Origin of the sequence: Actinoplanes flavus (assembly GCF_017592555.1) — a bacterium.
Lineage (GTDB): Bacteria > Actinomycetota > Actinomycetes > Mycobacteriales > Micromonosporaceae > Actinoplanes > Actinoplanes flavus.
Genome location: NZ_JAGFNS010000031.1, coordinates 101165 through 121388, shown reverse-complemented (window position 1 = coordinate 121388; position 20224 = coordinate 101165). Strand labels below are relative to the sequence as shown.

At 69.2% G+C, this 20224-nt stretch carries 15 protein-coding genes; 10 read left to right on the top strand and 5 right to left on the bottom strand.

Annotated features, from left to right (window positions below; all coding sequences use genetic code 11):
• Positions 1-607 precede the first annotated feature (607 nt).
• The 5 genes from J5X75_RS35520 to J5X75_RS45705 form a co-directional block, all read right to left on the bottom strand.
• The gene (locus J5X75_RS35520) at positions 608-1702 is read right to left on the bottom strand and encodes an amidohydrolase family protein (protein WP_307798478.1); all 1095 of its coding nucleotides are present in this window, start codon (positions 1700-1702) and stop codon (positions 608-610) included.
• A 371-nt stretch (positions 1703-2073) separates the two neighbouring features.
• On the bottom strand, positions 2074-3306 hold the full coding sequence (kynU, locus tag J5X75_RS35515) for a kynureninase (protein ID WP_208472016.1): 1233 nt from the start codon (positions 3304-3306) through the stop codon (positions 2074-2076).
• On the bottom strand, positions 3303-4154 hold the full coding sequence (locus J5X75_RS35510) for a tryptophan 2,3-dioxygenase (protein WP_208472015.1): 852 nt from the start codon (positions 4152-4154) through the stop codon (positions 3303-3305). The genes kynU and J5X75_RS35510 overlap by 4 nt, the downstream gene beginning before the upstream one ends.
• Before the next feature lie 25 nt (positions 4155-4179).
• Complete coding sequence (locus J5X75_RS35505) at positions 4180-4539, bottom strand: YchJ family protein (RefSeq protein WP_307798479.1); 360 nt, start codon at positions 4537-4539, stop codon at positions 4180-4182.
• Positions 4540-4644: 105 nt separating this feature from the next.
• Positions 4645-5172, bottom strand: a complete 528-nt coding sequence (locus J5X75_RS45705; RefSeq protein ID WP_208472013.1) for a methyl-accepting chemotaxis protein — start codon at positions 5170-5172, stop codon at positions 4645-4647.
• A 572-nt stretch (positions 5173-5744) separates the two neighbouring features.
• Between J5X75_RS45705 and J5X75_RS35495 the strand changes: the two genes are divergently transcribed.
• The 10 genes from J5X75_RS35495 to J5X75_RS35450 all read left to right on the top strand — a co-directional run bounded on the left by J5X75_RS35495 (position 5745) and on the right by J5X75_RS35450 (position 19896).
• A complete protein-coding gene (locus J5X75_RS35495) occupies positions 5745-6746 on the top strand; it encodes a LacI family DNA-binding transcriptional regulator (protein WP_188119111.1) in 1002 nt (333 codons plus the stop codon).
• Positions 6747-6953: 207 nt separating this feature from the next.
• Positions 6954-8333 (top strand): ABC transporter substrate-binding protein, encoded by a 1380-nt coding sequence (locus J5X75_RS35490; protein WP_208472012.1) that lies wholly within the window; start codon positions 6954-6956, stop codon positions 8331-8333.
• Positions 8334-8335: 2 nt separating this feature from the next.
• Positions 8336-9262 carry a carbohydrate ABC transporter permease gene (locus J5X75_RS35485; protein ID WP_208472011.1) on the top strand — a complete coding sequence of 309 codons (927 nt, stop codon included), beginning with the start codon at positions 8336-8338 and terminating at the stop codon, positions 9260-9262.
• 2 nt (positions 9263-9264) lie between these two features.
• Positions 9265-10137, top strand: coding sequence for a carbohydrate ABC transporter permease (locus J5X75_RS35480; RefSeq protein ID WP_208472010.1), 873 nt, complete (start codon positions 9265-9267; stop codon positions 10135-10137).
• Between the two features lie 4 nt (positions 10138-10141).
• A complete protein-coding gene (locus J5X75_RS35475) occupies positions 10142-11683 on the top strand; it encodes an alpha-amylase family glycosyl hydrolase (RefSeq protein WP_238490530.1) in 1542 nt (513 codons plus the stop codon).
• Positions 11684-11753: 70 nt separating this feature from the next.
• Positions 11754-14021: a discoidin domain-containing protein gene (locus tag J5X75_RS35470; protein WP_208472009.1), complete on the top strand. Its 2268-nt coding sequence runs from the start codon at positions 11754-11756 to the stop codon at positions 14019-14021.
• 72 nt (positions 14022-14093) lie between these two features.
• Positions 14094-17912: a discoidin domain-containing protein gene (locus J5X75_RS35465; RefSeq protein ID WP_238490529.1), complete on the top strand. Its 3819-nt coding sequence runs from the start codon at positions 14094-14096 to the stop codon at positions 17910-17912.
• Positions 17913-17975: 63 nt separating this feature from the next.
• Positions 17976-18536, top strand: a complete 561-nt coding sequence (locus J5X75_RS35460; protein ID WP_208472008.1) for a YcxB family protein — start codon at positions 17976-17978, stop codon at positions 18534-18536.
• 2 nt (positions 18537-18538) lie between these two features.
• The gene (locus J5X75_RS35455; RefSeq protein WP_208472007.1) at positions 18539-19036 is read left to right on the top strand and encodes a hypothetical protein; all 498 of its coding nucleotides are present in this window, start codon (positions 18539-18541) and stop codon (positions 19034-19036) included.
• A 71-nt stretch (positions 19037-19107) separates the two neighbouring features.
• The gene (locus J5X75_RS35450) at positions 19108-19896 is read left to right on the top strand and encodes a ComEA family DNA-binding protein (RefSeq protein WP_208472006.1); all 789 of its coding nucleotides are present in this window, start codon (positions 19108-19110) and stop codon (positions 19894-19896) included.
• The last annotated feature ends 328 nt before the right edge of the window (positions 19897-20224 follow it).

Genomic DNA, 20224 nt, shown 5'->3' with positions numbered 1-20224 from the left:
CCGGCAGCCCACCGCGCGATCTTGAACGATTCCCCACCCCCCGAGGTGGCCAATCGTTCAAGATCCCGCCGAGCGGCCCGGCCCACGACCCACACAACCTCACGCACACCCACCAAGCTCGACCCGATCTTGAACGATCCCCCACCCCCCGAGGTGGCCAAACGTTCAAGATCCCGCCGAGCGGCCCGCCCAACCACCCAGAACCTCATGCGCACACCCAGCTCAACCCGATCTTGAACGATCCCCCACCTCCCGAGGTGGCCGAACGTTCAAGATCCCGACGAGCGGCTCGGCCCACGACCCATACAACCTCGCGCACACCCACCAAGCTCGACTCGATCTTGGACGATTTGCCACCAGAGGCGGTGGGCAATCGATCAAGATCGCGTGGAGAGCCGGCCAGCGAGAATGCGCCGGGCGGGAATGCGTTCGCCACGCGAAAACGCGCCGGGCGGAACGTGCTGGCGGGAACGCGGAACGCTGGTGCGCAGAACGGCAGGAACGCAGAACGCTGGGAACCCGGAACGCTGGAACGCGGAACGCTGGAACGCTGGAACGCTGGAACGCTGGGAACGCTGTGGGTGGCGGGGGCTCGGCGGTGCTTTCGTCAGAGAGTTCGGGGGTGGACGTCGGGGCCGACCACCCGGGCTGTGGCCAGCGAGTTCGGGAGATCGGTCAGGTTCAGGCCGCCTGGGATCCAGGACATCGTCGAGCTGTCGGTTTCGGTCATCGCGGTGAGGACGCCGTCCGGGGTCAGGCCGGCCGACAGCAGCAACCGGATCTCCCGGATGTTGACGCCCGGTGGGAGCGGGCCGTTGCCCAGGTCGGTGCCGTAGCGGACGCTTCCGCCGTACTCCAGGAAGCGCCGGAGGTTGTCGACGGCGATCTCGGATGCCGGGTCGGGTTCGCCCCAGCCATGGATGTCCAGCGTGCTGATCCAGGTCATCCGCTGCGCGCAGGCACGCAGCAGGTCGTCGTCGATGCGCTCGGTCCAGGGCGTGTGCGCGAGCATGTCGGCGCCGGCCGCGTGGGCGGCGGCCACCGTTCCGGCGCCCTCGGCGTGCACCACCACCGGTAGCCCGGCGGACCGCGCGGCGGCGACCAGCGCGGCGAGCGTGGCCGGGGACGGCATCGGCCCGCCGGTGTGTGCGGTGACCTTGATCAGGCTCGCGCCGGCGGATCGCGCCGCGGCCACCGCCGTGGTGGCGTCGGCCTCCGAGCAGATCTCTCGCCAACTGCCCGCCGGTGCCCACGGCCGATCGCTCGGGTAACCGCCGGGAGCGGTCAGGAACGGTCCGGCATAGCGGATACGTGGCAGGCCGGCGTCCGGTTTCCGGGACCGCTCGGCGAGAGCGGCGACCTTCTCGGGAACACCGCCGAGATCCCACACCTCGGCGATCCCCCCGGCCCGGACCGTGCCCAGGTCGACCAGTGCCGAGTGCACGTGCGCATCCACCAGCCCCGGCAGCAGCGTTCCCGGGAAGCGCCGTGTGCCGTCACCGCTCGGCGCGAGTTCAGCGGGCACCGGCCGCACCCGCCCGTCCGGCGCGACCCGCAGGGCCACCCCGGAGCGCAGCCGCCCACCCCACCAGACGGTCTCCGCCACCAGCCACTCCGGAGCCGCCGATGGGTCGGCGGCCGGCGGAACGACAGCCGATGCGACGGCAGCCGGCGGGATCTCGGTCTCCTCGGCAACGGTCACCGAAGGTCGAGGACCTCTGCTACGACGAAGCGCAGACAAACCGCAACCGCCCGCCGAACCGCAGCAGGCCGCCTCAGTCGGGGGCTTCTCACATTCACTGTCCGGCGACGCCGAACCGGCCTCCGAAGCGGTGGAATCGACCACCGGCGATGCCGAATCCGCCTCCGGCGCGGTAGCCGCGACCACCGAACCCGCCAGATCACCCTCCGGCACGGGAGCCGCAACCACCGAACCCGCCAGATCACCCTCCGGCACGGGAGCCGCAACCACCGAACCCGCCAGATCACCCTCCGGCACGGGAGCTGTGACCACCGAAGCCGCCGGATTGTTCTCCGGCTCGGTGGAATCGGTGGCCGGGGTGTGGGGCTCGGTCACTGGAGGTTCTTTCGCAGCAGGTCGCGCAGCATGGCGAGGCCCTGGTGGACCTCGGTGAAGCTGGTGCTCAACGGCGCCGGGCCGATGCGCAGGCCGTCCGGGCGGCGGTAGTCGGGGATCACCCCGCCCTCCCACAGCGGCTCGAGGAACTCGCGGAAACCGGCCCGTCGCAGCGTCACGTGGCCGCCGCGCCGGCCGGGCTCGCGGGGGCTCGTCACAGTGACGCCGTACGGCGTCAGCCACTCGTCGGCCAACTCCAGGACGAAGTCGGTGAGCAGCAGCGACTTGGTCCGGACGGCGTCGATTCCGGCGGCCGCGAGCATGTCCAGGTTGGCGTGCAGCGGCACCATGGCGAGGATCGGCGGGGTGCCGCTGAGCAGCGCCCGGATCCCGGTGGCCGCCTCGTAGCCGGGGCCCATCTCGAACGATGCCCGGTGTCCCATCCAGCCCTGGATCGGCTGCCGCAGCTCGCCCTGCAAGCCCTGCCGCAGGTAGGCGAAGGCCGGCGCTCCCGGGCCGCCGTTGAGGTACTTGTAGGTGCACCCGACCGCCAGGTCGACGCCCCACTCGTCCAGCTGGATCGGCACCGAGCCGGCGGAATGGCACAGGTCCCACATGGCCAGCGCGCCGGCCTCGTGCGCGATCCGGTTGATCTCGGCCACGTCGGCGAGCCACCCCGACCGGTACGCCACGTGGCTGAACAGCACCAGAGCGGTGTCCGCGTCGACCACGCCGGCGACCTGTGCCGGGTCGATGCCGGTGGCCGGGTCGGTCTCGATCCAGACGAGTTCCAGGTCGCGTTCGGCGGCGATGCCCTCCAGCACGTACCGGTCGGTGGGGAAGTTGTCGGTGTCCAGCACCACCTTGCGGCGGCCCGGCCGGGCGTCCACCGCGGCCCGGGCCAGCTTGTAGATCAGCACGGTGGTGGAGTCGGCGATCACCACCTGGCCGGGGCCGGCGCCGAGGGCGACCGAGCCGAGCCGGTCGCCGAGGGTGAGCGGCCACTCCAGCCAGCCCTCGTCCCAGCCGCGGATCAGCCGGCCGCCCCACTGTTCGCGGATGAACTCGTCGACGAGCCGGGCGGTCGCCTCCAGCGGCCGCCCCAGCGAGTTGCCGTCGAGGTAGGAGAGCAGCTCGGCGGGCGGCGGGGTGATGAACTGCTCCCGGTACGACGCGAGGGGGTCGGTCGCGTCCCGGTCGGCGGCACGGGAGAGCAGGTCAGCGGTCAACGGGGCACTCCGATTTCGGTACGGACGGCATAGAGCTCGGGGAAGAATGTCAGATCGAGAGCGGCCTTCAGAAAGCCGACCCCGCTGGATCCCCCGGTGCCCCGTTTGAAGCCGATCGTCCGTTCCACGGTCTTGAGGTGCCGGAACCGCCACAACTGGAAGTTCTCCTCCAGGTCGACGAGTTCCTCGCAGGCCTCGTAGACGTCCCAGTTGTGTTCGGCGTTCTCGTAGATCTGCTGGAACACGGGCACCAGGTCGGGCTGGTACTCCCATGCCTCGGTGACGTCCCGTTCCAGGATCCCGACCGGTACGCCGTGCCCGCGCCGGGCCAGGAAGTGCAGGAACTCGTCGTAGACGCTCGGGCCGGCCAGCGCGTCCTCCAGCAGGGCACGCGCGTCGGGCTGGTCGTCGAAGACCGGCAGCATGTCCCGGTTCTTGTTGCCGAGCAGGAACTCGATCGCCCGGTACTGATAGCTCTGGAACCCGGACGACGTGCCGAGGAAGCTGCGGAACTGCGCATACTCCGTCGGGGTCAGGGTGGCGAGCACCGACCACTGCTCGGTGAGGGTGCGCTGGATGTGCTTGACCCGGGCGAGCCCCTTGAGCGCGGGGCGCAACTCGTCCTTGGCCAGGTAGACCTGCACCGCCCGCAGCTCATGGATGATCAGTTTCAGCCACAGCTCGGATGTCTGATGCTGAACGATGAAGAGCAGCTCGTCATGGTGCTCGGGCACGCTCACCGGGTGCTGCGAACCCAGGATCCCGTCGAGGTGAAGGTACTCACCATACGAGAGATTGACCTTGAAGTCCCTGACGATGCCGTTCTCGAGCGGCCGCTGTGCCGACATCACTCCACCTCCGGTCCCAAGGAGATCACAGCGGCCCCCAGTACACCCAACGGCCGTCGTGCCTGACGAATCGACTCTTCTCCGTCATCACGCCGGCCCGCCCGCCATCGGTGAAATGCGCGCGGAACTCGACCGTCCCCTCCGCGTCGAAGACCCCGCCCCCGCTGTGGTCCAGCACCTCGAGACGGGTCCATCGCACGCCGGAACCCGCGTCCAGGGTCGCCGGGCGCGTCTGTGGATGCCACGTCGCCAGCACGTAGTCGGCCCGGTCCAGCGCATACGCGCTGAAGCGCGAGCGCATCAGCGCTTCCGGGTCCGCCGCCGCCTTTCCGCCGTGCAGGCTTCCACAACATTCCTCGTACGCCGGGCGCCCACACGGGCACACGGCGGAGGCATTCCGGGGCTTGGGGGATCTACGAGCCATGCGCCCCAGTCTCCCCCAGCCCGCGAGCGGCCCCGGAGGTTATCCACAGTCCCGCGTCGCCGCAGGTCAGCCCGCCTGCTGCTCGATCACGATGCCGCTGATCACTTTCTGACAACGGTCGAGTTCCTCGATCAGCCCCTGCATCTCCTCGATGGCGGACACCGCGTTCTGGGTGTCGGCCCGGATGCCGCCGACCTGGGTGCCGATCTCGCTGGTGGCGGTGGCCGTCTCGTTGGCCAGGTCCTTGACCTCGCTGGCCACGACGGCGAACCCGCGGCCCGCCTCGCCGGCCCGGGCGGCCTCGATCGTCGCGTTCAGCGCCAGCAGGTTCGTCTGTTTGGCGATGGTCGCGATCAGCTGGACCACCTTGCCGATCTCCGTGCTGCTGGCCTCGAGCCGCTGGATGACCTGCACCGCCGTCTCGGCCGCGTGCACCGCCGCCTGCGTGGCCGTGGCCATGTCGTTGCTGACGTTGGCCAGCCGGTGCACCGAGTCCCGCTGCCGGTCCTGCGCCGACCAGTCGCTCTGGCCGTAGGCGGACGCCGGGTCCCCCTGATCGCCGGAGTAGCCGTCGTTCTGATCCCAGTCGGACATGGTGGTGGCGACTCCTCTCTACCGGTCTCCGCAAAACATCCCATCTCGCCCACCAACCGCGAAGCGTTTTCCCAATACAGCCCGACGACCAAAACGAGGCCGAGGCAGGACCCCGGCCGGGAAGGCGGCAGGCCGGGGAAGCGGACAGGCCGGGGAAGGCGGACAGGCCGGGGAGGCCGGGGAAGGCGGGCACGCCGGGGAGGCCGGGGAGGGCGGGCAGGCCGGGGAGGGCGACTGGCCGGGAAGAGCGACTGGCCGGGAAGAGCGACTGGCCGGGAAGAGCGACTGGCCGGCTGGCGGCGCGCTACGGCCCGGAGTGGGCAGGCGCGGGCGCGACGGCCGCCGTGCGGTTGTGGGCGGCTTCCCCCGTACCGGAAAGGGGTTTGAAAGTGATGACGACCGCGACGTCGCGCAGAGCGACGGCTTAACCGCTTCACGCGGCGGTCCACGGCGACACCGGGTGAAATATGCTCGCAACCGGACCGCCGGAGAACCAGCAGCATCGCAAACGGATGCAAGATTGGCGCGTCTGACGGTTCGGTTTTTGCAAAGATCTGACGTAGGATTCCGTCGTGACCAAACGTCTAGCCGAGGTGGCTAAGAAGGCCGGGGTCAGCGAGGCGACCGTCAGCCGGGTGCTCAACGGGCGCAGCGGCGTCTCCGAGGCCACCCGCACGTCGGTGCTCACCGCCCTGGACGTGCTGGGCTACGAGCGGCCCACCAAACTGCGCGGCGAGCGGGCCCGGCTCGTCGGCCTGGTGCTGCCCGAGCTGCAGAACCCGATCTTCCCCGCGCTGGCCGAGGTGGTGACCGGTTCGCTCGCGCAGCGCGGGTTCACCCCGGCCCTGTGCGCGCGGACGATCGGCGGCGTGCCGGAGTCGGATTACGTGGAGATGCTGCTGGACCACCAGGTCTCCGGCGTGATCTTCGCCGGTGGGTCGTATGCGCTGGCCGACGCCTCGCACGAGCACTACCGGCGGCTGACCGAGCGCGGCCTGCCGGTGGTGCTGGTCAACGCGGGCGTCGACGAGCTGGGTTTTCCCCGGGTGTCGACGGACGACGCGGTGGCGGTCGAGCAGGCGTACGGGCATCTGCGCTCTCTGGGCCACGAGCGGATCGGCATGGTGCTCGGCCCGGAGGGGCACATCCCGTCCCGGCGGAAGCTGTCCGCGATGATCCAGGTGGCCGGCGCGGAGGACGCCGCGGCGCGGGTCGAGCGGTCCAGTTTCTCCATGGAGGGGGCGCGGGTGGCGGCGACCCGGCTGGTGGAGCGCGGGGTGACCGGCATCATCTGCGCCAGTGACGTGCTGGCGCTGGGCGCGATCCGGGCGGCGCGACGGCTGGGCCGGTCGGTGCCGGGTGACGTCTCGGTGGTGGGTTTCGACGATTCCGCGTTCATGACCTGCACCGATCCGCCGCTGACCACGGTGCGGCAGCCGATCGAGACGATGGGCCAGGCCGCCGTGGACCTGCTGGTGAGCCAGATCGACGAGGCCCGGGAGTTCTCCGACGAGCTGCTGTTCGAGCCGGAGCTGGTGGTCCGGGGCTCGACGGGACCTGCCCCCAAAGACTGACAAAACACCTCTCCGAAGGCCGTCGACCACTGGTCGGCGGCCTTTTTGATGCCCGGGATCCGGTCCAGCCGCAAGGCAGTCGAATTTTTGCAGTAGAAAATCGAAACCTTGCGGCAACATGCTCGCCTCGTTACAGTGACCCCACTCACTACGAGAACCCGCAGGTCAGCGATGGCCATATAGGACCGTTCCCGAAGGGATGGACAGATGTCCGTACCGCAGTACCGGAAGGTTGCGGCGCTCGCGCTCGTGGCCGGCCTGGGGCTCAGCCTCACGGCGTGCTCCACCAAGAGCGACGACGACGGCTCGGACGCCGCCGGCAAGGTCACCATCACGGTCGACTGCCAGCCGGTCGCCGCCCAGAAGGAGCTGCTCGACAACTGGAACGCGGATGTCGCCGAGTTCCAGAAGCAGAACCCCGACATCGTCATCAAGAGCATCAGCGTCGGCCAGCAGTGCAACAACCCGCCGGACTTCACCGCGCGCCTGGCCGGTGGCACCACCACCGACGTCTTCTACGGCTACATGACCGACCTCCAGCAGGTGCTGGACTCCGGCCAGGCCATGGACATCACGCCGTACGTCAGCAAGGACACCGTCTCGACCTGGGACAGCGTCGACCCGGCGCTCAAGGAGGTCTTCACCGACGGCGGCAAGCTGTACGGCGTACCGGTGAAGAACTACTCGATGGGCCTGGTCTACAACAAGACGCTGTTCCAGAAGGCGGGCCTGGACGTCAACAACCCGCCGAAGACCTGGCCCGAGGTGCGGGAGGCGGCCAAGAAGATCGCCGCCACCGACAAGAGCGTGGCCGGTTACGCGGAGTACAGCGCCGGCAACACCGGCGGCTGGCACTTCACCTCGCTGATCTACTCCCAGGGTGGCCGGATCCTGTCCGAGGACGGCAAGAAGGCCGCCTTCAACAGCCCCGAGGGCAAGCAGGTCCTGCAGAACCTCAAGGACATGCGGTACGGCGACGACAGCATGGGCAGCCGCCAGCTCCTGCAGTGGGGTGACCTGCTGACCAACGCGGCGGCCGGCAAGGTCGGCATGTTCATCGGCGCGCCGGACACCACCCAGGCGATCGTCAGCCAGTTCAAGGGCAAGTTCGAGGACTGGGCGGTGGCCCCGCTGCCGGGCCAGACCGACCTGGGCAAGGGCACGCTCGGCGGCGGCGAGGGCTACTTCTTCAAGAAGGACCTCACCAAGGAGCAGGTGGAGGCCGGCCTCAAGTGGATCGCCTACCAGAAGCTGACGCCGGGCAAGGGCCAGTTCGACTACGTGCGGGCCAAGCCGCAGAACTACCCGGTCGGCCTGCCGCAGCCGCTGCTGTTCGCCCCGGGCACCGAGGCGCAGAAGCAGGAGCTCGACCTGCGTAAGGCGAACGCGAACGTGCCGGTGGAGAACTTCGCGCTCTTCGAGAACAAGCAGCTCCCGATCGTGGGTGAGCCGCGGGACGCGCAGGCGATCTACGCGATCCTCGACTCGGCGATGTCCGGGGTCCTGACCGACCCGAACGCGAACATCGACACGCTGCTCAAGACCGCCGAGGAAAAGGTCGACCAGCTGCTGGCGGCCGGTAGCTGAGCATGGCGGTCATGACTGCCCCCGCCCCGGTGAAGGCCGAGGCGGGGGTCTCCCCGAAGAGTCGCCGCAAGATCCGCGACAACCTGACCGGGCACGCGTTCCTGATCGGCGCGGTCCTCTGCTTCGCCCTCTTCATGTGGTATCCGATGATCCGCGGGCTGGTGATGAGCTTCCAGCGCACCCGTCGCGGTGTGACCACCTGGGTGGGCTGGGACAACTACCTCCGGATCATCGACGACCCGAGCTTCTGGATCGCCTGGAAGAACACCTTCTACTTCACCGGGCTGGCGCTGATCGTCGGGTTCGCGGTGCCGTTCTTCGTGGCGATCGTGCTGAACGAGTTCCGGCACGCCAAGGGCTACCTGCGGGTGCTGGTCTACCTGCCGGTCATGCTGCCGCCGGCGTCGGCGCTCTTCCTCTTCAAGTACTACGCGTACGACCCGAGCGAGGCCGGTCTCTTCAACGCCGTTCTGACATGGCTGCATCTGCCGACGTCGGAGTGGATGCAGTCACCGACCATGACGATGCCGGCAATGGTGATCGCGTCGACATGGATGAACATGGGCGGCGCGGTGCTGATCTATCTGGCGTCGTTGCAGAACATCTCCGGAGATCTGTACGAGGCCGCCGAGCTCGACGGCGCCGGCGTCTGGAAGCGGATCTGGCACGTCACCATCCCGCAGACCCGGCTGATCCTGGCGCTGCTCGCCATGATGCAGATCGTCGCCACCATGCAGCTGTTCATCGAGCCGCTGATCCTGGCCAACGGCGCCGGCACGCAGGACTCGGCGACCTCCGTGGCGTACCTGATCTACCAGCACGGCTTCTTCCAGAACGACCTGAACGGCGCCGCGGCCCTCGGTGTGATCATGCTGGTGGTCCTGGCCGCGTTCTCCGCCGTCTACCTGCGGTTGAGCACGAAGGACTGACCATGACCCGGACACTCATCTCGCACGCTCAACTCCGGCGCGGCCGCGGCCGGGTGATCTACTGGACGCTGCTGACCGTGGTCGTCGTGGGCTTCACCCTCGTCTTCCTCGGGCCGCTCTACTGGATGGTCACCGGCGCGCTCAAGTCGGGCCAGGAGATCGCGCAGACGCCGCCGACGCTGTTTCCGCGGGATCCGCAGCCGCAGAACTACGTCGACGCGTGGACCCAGCTGGATCTGGCGAAGTTGCTGTTCAACACGTTCTACTACGCGGCCGGCGCGGTGCTGTTCCAGCTCGTGTTCGACACCGCGGCGGCGTACGCGCTGTCCAAGCTGCGGCCGGCCTTCGGCAACGTGATCCTCGGCGCCATGCTGGCGACCCTGATGATCCCGGCCATGGTGCTGATCGTCCCGCAGTACCAGACCGTGATCGATCTGCCGGTGCTGGACCTCAGCCTGATCGACTCGCCGTTCGCGATCTGGCTGCCGATGGTCGCCAACGCCTTCAACATCTTCCTGCTCAAGCGATTCTTCGACTCGATCCCGGAAGAGATCATGGCGGCCGCCTTCGTGGACGGGGCCACGCCCCTGCGTACCCTCTGGTCGATCATCCTGCCGATGTCGCGGCCGATCCTCGGCGTGGTGTCGATCTTCGCGGTGACCGCGGTGTGGAAGGACTTCCTCTGGCCGCTGCTGGTGATGCCGCACCCGGAGACCCGCACGATCAGCGTCGGCATCTACGCCTTCGCGGCCGGCACCCCGCAGAACGTGGTGGTCGCCGCGTCGGTCATCGCGGCGCTTCCGACCGTGGTCATCTTCCTGATCTTCCAGCGCAACATCATGTCCGGCCTGACCGCAGGCAGCCTCAAGGGATGACGGGATGACAATGCAGTGGTGGCGTGACGCGGTGATTTACCAGGTCTATCCGCGCAGTTTCGCCGATGGCGACGGTGACGGGGTCGGTGACATCGCCGGCATCCGTGCCCGGCTCGGTCACCTGAGAGACCTCGGCGTCGACGCGATCTGGATGAGTCCGTGGTATCCCTCGCCGATGGCGGATGCCGGGTACGACGTCTCCGACTTCCGTGACATCGATCCGGTCTTCGGCTCGCTGGCCGAGGCGGAGGCGCTGATCACGGAGGCGCACGAGGCCGGCATCCGGATCATCGTCGACATCGTCCCGAACCACATCTCCAGCGAGCATCCGTGGTTCAAGGCGGCCCTGGCCGATCCGGAGGCGAAAGAGCGAGACTACTTTTGGTTTCGTAAAAGCCAAAATATGCCTACAAACTGGGTTGGCGAATTCGGCGGAACCGCCTGGACCCGGGTCGACGACGACACCTGGTACCTGCACCTGTTCACCCCGGAGCAGCCCGACCTCAACTGGGAGCATCCCGACGTCAGAGCCGAGTTCGAGAGCATTTTGCGGTTCTGGTTCGACCGGGGCGCCGACGGCATCCGGATCGACTCGGCGGCGCTGCTGTTCAAGGATCCGGCGCTGCCCGAGGTCGTCGAGGGACAGCCGCACCCGTTCCACGACCTGGACGCGGTGCACGACGTCTACCGGTCGTGGCGCCGGATCGCCGACGAATACGCCGACCGCGCCCTGATCGGCGAGGTGTGGATGCCGGACGTCGAGCGGTTCACCAACTACCTGCGGCCGGACGAGCTGCACGCGGCGTTCAACTTCGACTTCCTGGGCTGTGCCTGGGATCCGCGGCTGATGCGTGACTGCGTCGACCGCACCCTCGCAGCGCACGCCCACGTCGGCGCCCCGCCCACCTGGGTGCTGTCCAATCACGACGTCACCCGGCACGTGACCCGCTACGGCCGGGCCGACACCACGTTCAGTTTCGAGAACAACCTGGACGGCACCCCGGTCGACCTGGAACTGGGCACCCGGCGGGCCCGGGCAGCCGCGCTGCTCACCCTCGCGCTGCCCGGCTCGGCCTACATCTACCAGGGTGAGGAGCTGGGCCTCTGGGAGAACGAGGCGATTCCCCACGATCAAATTCAAGATCCGATGTACGCGCGACGCGGCCACACCCGCGACGGCTGCCGCGTACCGATGCCCTGGTCCGGCGACGAGCCGCCCTACGACTTCACCACCGGCGCCCCGTGGCTTCCCCAGCCGGCCGAGTGGAAGGACCGGACCGTCCAGGCCCAGACCGGCGACTCCCGTTCGATGCTGGAGCTCTACCGGTCGGCGATCCGCCTGCGCACCTTCATCGCCCACGACTTCGCCTGGCTGGACCGCGGCGAGGACGTGCTCGCCTGGACCCGCGGAACGGATTTCGCCTGCGTGCTCAACCTCTCCGGCGCACCGGTGTCCCTGCCTGCGCACCGGAGCATCCTGCTCGCCAGCAGCCCGCTCGACGGTGACCTACTCCCCCGGGACACCGCGGTCTGGCTGCGCCTCTAAGGCGACCGGGCGTTCCCGGATCCACCGCCGGGGACGCCCTTCGGGGGCTGGCCACACCAAGGAAGGGAAAATGGCCAACCGAACCGTCCCACTGGCAACACTGACCGCCGTCCTCGCGACCGCCGTCGTCACCGCGGTGACCTGGCAGTCCACCCCGGCGCAGGCCGCCGGGCTCTCCCCGTTCGACGTACCCGGGCGCGGCGCGACCGTGCCGTTCACCGAGTTCGAGGCCGAGAAGGCGGCGCACAACGGCGTCTCCACCGGCACCGACCGCACCTACGGCACGCTCTCGTCGGAGGCCTCCGGCCGGGAGGCGATCACCCTCGACGCCGCGGGTGAGTACGTCGAGTTCACCCTCACGAAACCGGCCAACGCGGTCACCTTCCGGTACAGCGTCCCGGACGGCCGGACCGCCTCCCTCGACCTGCGCACCGGATCAACGCTGATCAAGACGGTGCCGGTGACCTCGAAGTACGCCTGGTACTACGGCTACTACCCGTTCACCAACAACCCCGCCGACGGCCGGCCGCACCACTTCTACGACGAGGCCCGGACCCTGTTCGGGACCACCTACCCGGCCGGTACGAAGATCCGGATCCAGGTCGCGTCGACCGCCCTGTCCCCGAGTTTCACCATCGACCTGGCCGACTTCGAGAACGTGCCGGACCCGATCGGCAAGCCGTCCGGCGCCATCGACGTGGTGGCCGACTACGGCGCCGACCCGACCGGCGCCACCGACTCGACCGCGAAGTTCCAGGCGGCGGTGAACGCCGGCGCCGCCTCGGGCCGGGTCGTCTACGTCCCGCCGGGCGCCTTCACCCTGTACAGCCACGTCATCGTCGACCGGGTCACGCTGGCCGGGGCGGGTCCCTGGCACACCGTGCTCGGCGGCCGGCACCCCACCCAGCGCGATCAGGCGGCCGGCATCTACGGCAAGTACACCAACCAGGGCGGTCCCAGCCAGAACGTGACCGTCAAGGACCTGGCGATCATCGGCGACATCCAGGAACGGGTCGACGAGCATCAGGTCAACGCGTTCGGCGGCGCCATGTCGAACTCGGTGATCGACAACGTCTGGATGCAGCACACCAAGGTCGGCGCGTGGATGGACGGGCCGATGGACCGGTTCACCATCCGCAACAGCCGGATCCTGGACCAGACCGCCGACGGCGTGAACTTCCACATCGGCGTCACCAACTCGACGGTCACCAACACGTTCGTCCGCAACACCGGTGACGACGCGCTGGCCATGTGGGCGGAGAACACGCCGAACGTCGGCAACGCGTTCACCCACAACACCATCGTCGCCCCGATCCTGGCGAACCACCTGGTCAGCTACGGCGGCCGGGACATCGTGATGACCGACAACGTGGTCAGCGAGTCGGTGACCAACGGCGGCGGCATCCACGTCGGCAACCGCTATCCGGGCGTCACCGGGCCGACCGCGGTGGCCGGCACCTGGACGCTGGCCCGCAACACCCTGATCCGGGCCGGCAACTCCGACTACAACTGGAACTTCGGCATCGGGGCGCTGTGGTTCTGGCCGGACCAGGGGGCGATCACCGGCGCCACCATCAACGTGACCGACACCGACATCCTGGACAGCTCGTACGCGGCGATCCAGTGGATCGGCAACCAGACCACCGGGCTGAACCTGACCAACGTCACCATCGCGGGCGCGGGCACCTTCGCGCTCCAGGCGCAGGCCCCGGTCACCGCGCGGTTCACCGGCGTCCGGGCGAGCGGGATCGCGCAGAATCCGCCGACCTACAGCTGTGTCGGCTCCGGTCTGGCGATCACCGACGGCGGCGGGAACTCGGGCTGGCAGACGGCCGGCCCGTACTGCGGGCCGTGGCCCGCTCCGCGATACGGGAACACCACCCCGACCACCCCGACCACCCCGCCGACCACCACTCCCCCGGCCGGCAACCTCGCGGCGGGACGGCCGGTGACCGCGACCGGTCAGGCCGACGTCTACGGACCGGGCAACGCGGTCGACGGCAACGCGAGCACCTACTGGGAGAGCACCAACAACGCGTTCCCCCAGTCGATCACCGTCGACCTCGGGCAGAGCCGCCCGGTCGCGCGGATCGTCCTGAAACTGCCGCCGCCGGCCGCCTGGGCCACCCGTACCCAGACCCTGTCGGTCCTGGGCAGCGGTGACGGATCCGCCTACAGCACCGTGAAGAGCTCGGCCGGATACACGTTCAACCCGGCGAGCGGCAACACGGTGACCATCCCGGTGAGCACGAACCAGCGGTTCCTGCGGCTCACCTTCACCGGCAACACCGGCTGGCCGGCGGGTCAGCTCTCCGAGTTCGAGGTCTACGCCTCCTGATACGCCGGCGGGCGGCTCTCCACCGGGTCGCCCGCCGGTTTCACCTCTCGTGGAAGAAAGGTGCGCTCCCGCATGTCCAGATTCAGGTTGATAGCCGCGGCCACGGCCGCCGGCTTGATAGCCGCCCTCGTGCACGCCCCGCCCTCGATGGCCGCCGGACCGAACCTCGCGGCCGGCAAGACCTTCAGCGCCTCCAGCTTCACCGACGTCTACCCGGCCGGGAACGCCGGCGACGGCAACGCCAACACCTACTGGGAGAGCGGCAACAACGCCTTCCCGCAGTGGCTCCAGGTCGACCTCGGCACGTCGACCCCGGTCAACCAGGCCGTCCTCAAGCTGCCGCCGGCCACCGCCTGGAACACCCGCACCCAGACGCTGTCCATTCAGGGCAGCACCGACGGCGGCTCGTTCAGCACCCTCAAGGCGAGCGCCGGGTACAGCTTCAACCCGTCCTCGGGCAACACGGTGACCATCGACTTCACCACCGCGAGCGCCCGGTTCGTCCGGCTGAACTTCACCGGCAACACGGCCTGGCCCGCCGGGCAGCTCTCCGAGCTGGAGGTCTACGGCCCGGTGAGCGGGGACAGCCAGGCGCCGAGCGCGCCGGGCGGCCTCGCCTACACCGAACCGGCGAGCGGGCAGATCCGGCTCACCTGGAACGCGTCGACCGACAACGTGGGCGTCACCGGCTACGACGTCTACGCCAACGGGGTGCTGCGCACGTCCGTCGCCGGGAACGTGCTGACCTTCACCGACAACCAGCCGGACAGCGCCACGGTCGCCTACCACGTGCGGGCCAGGGACGCGGCCGGCAACGTGTCGGCGAACAGCGCCACGGTCACCCGTACCGGCGCCACCGGGGACACGCAGGCGCCGACCACCCCGGGGACGCTGTCCTACACCACCCCGGCGAGCGGGCAGATCCGCCTGGCCTGGGGCGCGTCGACCGACAACGTGGGCGTGACCGGCTACAACGTGTACGCCAACGGGACCTTGCGGACCACGGTCACCGGAACCACGTACACCGACAGCCAGCCGGACACGGCGACCGTCGCCTACTACGTGAAGGCCCGTGACGCGGCCGGAAACGAGTCGGCCGCCAGCAACACGGTCACCCGGACCGGGACGCCGCAGAACGGCACGAACCTGGCGGTCGGCAAGCCGATCGAGGCGTCCTCGGTGATCCACACCTTCGTGGCCACGAACGCGAACGACAACGACACCGCCACCTACTGGGAGGGCAGCGCGTACCCGGCGAACCTCACGGTCAAGCTGGGCGCCAACGCCACCGTGTCGTCGGTGGTGGTCAAGCTGAACCCGGCGACCGAATGGGGTGCGCGGCAGCAGACGTTCGCGATCCTCGGCCGGGAGCAGTCGGCGTCCGCGTACACCACGATCGTGGGCTCCGCGACGTACAGCTTCCAGCCGGCGAGTGGCAACACGGTGACCGTGCCGGTGAGCGCGACCACCGCGGACGTCCGTCTGTCCTTCACCGCCAACACCGGCGCGCCCAGCGGCCAGGTCGCCGAACTCCAGGTCATCGGCACCCCGGCGCCGAACCCGGACCTCACGGTCACCGGCATCACGGTCTCCCCGGCGACGCCCGTCGAGACCGACGCGATCACGCTGTCCGCCACGGTGCGTAACGCGGGCACGGCCGCGTCCCCCGCCTCCGACGTCAACTTCTACCTGGGTACGACGAAGGCCGGCACCGCCTCGGTAGGCGCTCTGGCGGCCGGCGCCACCGCGACGGTCACCGCCTCGATCGGAGCGCGGGACGCGGGCACCTACCCGATCGGCGCGAAGGTCGACGAGGCGAACACGGTCATCGAGACCAACGACGCGAACAACGCCTACACCAGCCCGAACAATCTGGTCGTGGCACCGGTCAGCAGTTCCGACCTGGTCGCCTCGGTGGTCTCCTGGTCCCCGGGCAACCCGGCGGCCGGCAACACGGTCACCTTCGCGGCGACGCTGCGGAACCAGGGCACCGCGGCCAGCGGCAGCGGCGCGCACGGCGTCACCGTGACGATCCTGAACGGCGCCACCGTGGTGAAGACGTTCACCGGCTCGTGGAGCGGCACCCTGGCCCCCGGCGCCTCGTCGCCGTCGATCAACCTGGGCACCTGGACCGCGGTCAACGGCAAGTACACGGTTCGGACGGTGGTCGCGAACGACACCAACGAACTGCCGGTGAAGCAGGGCAACAACACCAGCGAGAAGCCGTTCTTCGTGGGGCGTGGCGCGAACATGCCGTACGACATGTACGAGGCCGAGGACGGTCAGACCGGCGGCGGCGCGCAGGTCGTCGGCCCGAACCGGACCGTCGGTGACCTGGCCGGCGAGGCGTCCGGCCGCAAGGCGGTCACGCTGAACCAGACCGGCTCGTACGTGCAGTGGACCACCCGCGCGGCGACCAACACGGTGGTGGCCCGGTTCTCCATCCCGGACGGCACGACCAGCTCGATCAACGTGTACGTCAACGGCACGCTCAACCGGACGCTGCCGCTGACCTCGAAGTACGCGTGGCTGTACGGCAACGAGACCAACCCGCAGAACTCGGGGACCGGTCCGCGCCACATCTACGACGAAGCCAACATCATGTTGACCGGATCGTTCCCGGCCGGAAGTACCGTCAAGTTGCAGAAGGATGCCGTCAACTCGGGCAACATCGCCGTCGACTTCATCAACCTGGAGCAGGTCGCTCCGATCGCCAACCCGGATCCGTCCCGCTATGTCGTGCCGGCCGGGTTCGATCACCAGTCGGTGCAGAACGCCCTGGACGCCGCCCGTCAGGACGCCACCAAGCTGGGCGTCTACCTGCCGGCCGGCGACTACCAGACGAGCAACAAGTTCCAGGTGTACGGGCGCAAGCTCAACGTGATCGGCGCGGGCCCCTGGTACACCCGCTTCCACACCCCGTCCACCCAGTCCGAGACGGACGCCGGCTTCCGGGCCGACGCCACCGCCAACGGCTCGACGTTCGCGAACTTCGCGTTCTTCGGCAACTACACGATCCGCATCGACGGCCCCGGCAAGGTGTTCGACCTGGCCAACGTCGCCGACATCACGATCGACAACATCTGGGCCGAGCACACGGTGTGCCTCTACTGGGGCGCGAACACCGACCGGATGAAGATCACCAACTCGCGGATCCGGAACATGTTCGCCGACGGCGTCAACATGACCAACGGCAGCACCGACAACCTGGTCGACAACAACGACGCCCGGGCCACCGGTGACGACAGCTTCGCGCTGTTCTCCGCCATCGACGCCGGCGGCTCCGACGAGATCAACAACGTCTACTCGAACCTGTCCACCACACTGACCTGGCGGGCCGCGGGCATCGCGGTCTACGGCGGGTACGCCAACACGTTCAAGAACATCTACATCGCGGACACTCTGGTCTACTCGGGCATCACGATCAGCTCGCTGGACTTCGGCTACCCGATGAACGGTTTCGGCGCCAGCCCGCCGACCGTGTTCGAGAACATCTCGATCGTCCGGGCCGGCGGCCACTTCTGGGGCAACCAGGTGTTCCCGGCGATCTGGGTGTTCTCGGCGTCCAAGGTGTTCCAGGGCATCCGGGTGAACAACGTCGACATCGTCGACCCCACCTACTCCGGGATCATGTTCCAGACCAACTACGTGGGCGGCCAACCGCAGAACCCGATCAAGGACACGGTCTTCACGAACGTGTCGATCACCGGCGCGAGGAAGAGCGGCGACCAGTTCGACGCCAAGTCCGGCTACGGCATCTGGGCCAACCCGATGCCGGAGGCGGGCCAGGGGCCGGCGGTCGGCTCGGCCACCTTCACCAACCTGCAGTTGAGCGACAACTACCGCGACATCGAGAACCCGACGACCACCTTCACCATCACGCGTAACTGAGCGGCACGGGGAGGAACGTGCCCGCGTCCCACCGGGACGCGGGCACGTTCGTAGGATCCATCGGTGCACATCGAGTTCACCTACGCCCGCTCCCCCGAGTACTACCGGAACAAGTTCCCGGCCCGGACCTCGCGGGCCGCGAAGCCCCTGTTCGCCTCGGTCGCCCCGATCGGATTCCTGGCCGTGTTCATCGTGCTGGGCGGGGAGCTCAGCCCGAAGGCCCTGATGACCGGCGGCCTGCTGCTTCTCGCGGCGATCGCGGCGATCGGGTCCGCACTGTGGCTGTCCGCGCGGGCTGCCCGCCGGCCCCCGGAGGCACCGGAATCCGCGCTGGTCCCGCGCGTCTGGGCACTCACCGGCGAGCGGCTCGTCGTGTCCAAGACCGAGTCGTCCATCGAGTACGACTGGTCGGTGTTCACCGCGATGTGGGTGCTGGACGACGCCTATCTGCTGCGCACCGCGACCGGCGGGATCATCGACATCCCACGGGCGCCGCTCACCCCGGAGCAGGACGCCGAGCTGCGGACCTTCCTCTGCGCGGTGGTCGACCGTCCGGAATCCAGCATCGGCCCCGACCGCCCGGAACCCACCGCCGGCCCGTCCACCGAACCGTCGGCGGCCTGATCATGCACCTCGAGATCGTGCGGAACGAGCCGTTGCCCGCACTGCGCCGGGGCCCGCTGCGGTCCATCCCGCTCGCCGCGCCGCTCGTCGTGGCCGGTGCCGCCGGAACAGGGCTCGGCCTGTGGCTGGGCGCTCCGGGCCCGGTCACCGTGGCCGCCGCCGTCCTGGCGGTCACCAGCCTGAGCGCGATCGGCATCGAGATCCGCACCCGCCCGCACCAGGTCCGGCCGGGGCGGCTGCCACTTCCGGAGACCTGGACCGTCACCGACGACGGCTTCGAGGTCCGCACGGCGGAGAGCCGCAAGACGTGGAACTGGTCGCTGGTCCGTTCGGTCGCCACCCATCCGGACCGTTACCGCCTGACGCTGGACGTCTCGGCCCCCGTCGACCTGCCCCGCCCGGAGTTCCCGGCCTCCGACGCGGTCCTCGACCACTTCCTCCGGCAACGCGCCCTGCTCCCGCCGCTGACCGGCGGCCTCTCGCCCTGGTCACGACGCTGACCGGCGGCCACTCACCCCGGTCGCGGCGCTGACCCTGGCGGTCACTTGATGTCCGGTCCTAACGTCGGGGCATGCAGCCCGATCCGCGAGCCCGTGCCGGATGGCAGCGACCACCGGAACCACCGGTCACCTTCTGGTGGTTCCTCGTCCCGTTGCTGACCTGCGGGCTGGGCACCGCCCCGATGGTGCTGGCCGGTGCGATCAAGCTCCGCTCGCGGACACACCTGATCCTCTCCGGCGTCTACTTCGTAGCATTCTTCGCCAACTGCGCGGGCTCGGCGGTGACGGGTGACGGCTCGGAGTCGACGGTGGCCGTCCTGCTCAGCATGGTCTCCCTCGTCCTGTGGGTGGTCGGGACGTTCCACGTCGGCTTCCTCCAGCAGCGGGTCCGGGCCGAGTTCTTCCAGCGAAACCCCCAACCCCGGACCCAACCTCCCGCGTACGGACGAGCCAGGCCCCGCCCGCGCCTGACCCACTACCCGCCGCCGCGCCCGGACTGGAACCCCGCGCCGGCCGTCGATCCGGCGCTGGCCCGCGCACAGTGGCGGGCCGCCCGCCGGGAGGAGGCCCGCCGGGTCCAGACCGAGCAGCCGTCGATCGCGTCCGAGCTGATGATCGGCCGTCCCGACCTGCCGGGCCGGGAGTACGACGACGGCGGCCTCGTCGACGTCAACCACGTCCCCGCCGAGTGGCTGGCCCGCGCCCTGCGCATCGAGCGCCCCCTCGCCGACCGCATCGTCGAGGCCCGCGACCTGCACAACGGTTTCACCAGCCCGGACGAGCTGCTGATCTACTGCGACGGCCTCACTCCGGAAAAGCTGGCCCAGTTCCGAGACCGCCTGGTCTTCATGCCCCGCTGACCGAGGCACCCGCTGACCGAAACCCCCACTGACCGAGGCCCCCGCTGACCGAGGCACCCGCTGGGTGAAACCCCCGCTGGTTCACTCGCAATGTGGTCGCTCTTGTTCAGCTAGCCGCGACTCCCCCGGCGCGATCTTGAACGATTGACCACCCCCAGCGGTGGGAAAACGTCCAAGATCGCAGCGGAAGCGCGGCGGGCGCGCTGCGGCCGTGAGGGGCCGCCTCGGCCCGGCGGGCGCGCTACGGCCGTGAGGGGCCGCCTCGGCCCGGCGGGCGCGCTACGGCCGTGAGGGGCCGCCTCGGCCCGGCGGGCGCGCTACGGCCGTG

Excerpts from the sequence above, each read along its gene's own strand:
- J5X75_RS45705 (WP_208472013.1), bottom strand. The coding sequence starts at position 5,172 with ATGTCCGACTGGGATCAGAACGACGGCTACTCCGGCGATCAGGGGGAC.
- J5X75_RS35470 (WP_208472009.1), top strand. The coding sequence starts at position 11,754 with ATGGCCAACCGAACCGTCCCACTGGCAACACTGACCGCCGTCCTCGCG.
- J5X75_RS35475 (WP_238490530.1), top strand. The coding sequence starts at position 10,142 with ATGACAATGCAGTGGTGGCGTGACGCGGTGATTTACCAGGTCTATCCG.
- J5X75_RS35490 (WP_208472012.1), top strand. The coding sequence starts at position 6,954 with ATGTCCGTACCGCAGTACCGGAAGGTTGCGGCGCTCGCGCTCGTGGCC.
- J5X75_RS35455 (WP_208472007.1), top strand. The coding sequence starts at position 18,539 with ATGCACCTCGAGATCGTGCGGAACGAGCCGTTGCCCGCACTGCGCCGG.
- J5X75_RS35485 (WP_208472011.1), top strand. The coding sequence starts at position 8,336 with ATGGCGGTCATGACTGCCCCCGCCCCGGTGAAGGCCGAGGCGGGGGTC.
- J5X75_RS35465 (WP_238490529.1), top strand. The coding sequence starts at position 14,094 with ATGTCCAGATTCAGGTTGATAGCCGCGGCCACGGCCGCCGGCTTGATA.
- J5X75_RS35510 (WP_208472015.1), bottom strand. The coding sequence starts at position 4,154 with ATGTCGGCACAGCGGCCGCTCGAGAACGGCATCGTCAGGGACTTCAAG.
- J5X75_RS35450 (WP_208472006.1), top strand. The coding sequence starts at position 19,108 with ATGCAGCCCGATCCGCGAGCCCGTGCCGGATGGCAGCGACCACCGGAA.
- J5X75_RS35480 (WP_208472010.1), top strand. The coding sequence starts at position 9,265 with ATGACCCGGACACTCATCTCGCACGCTCAACTCCGGCGCGGCCGCGGC.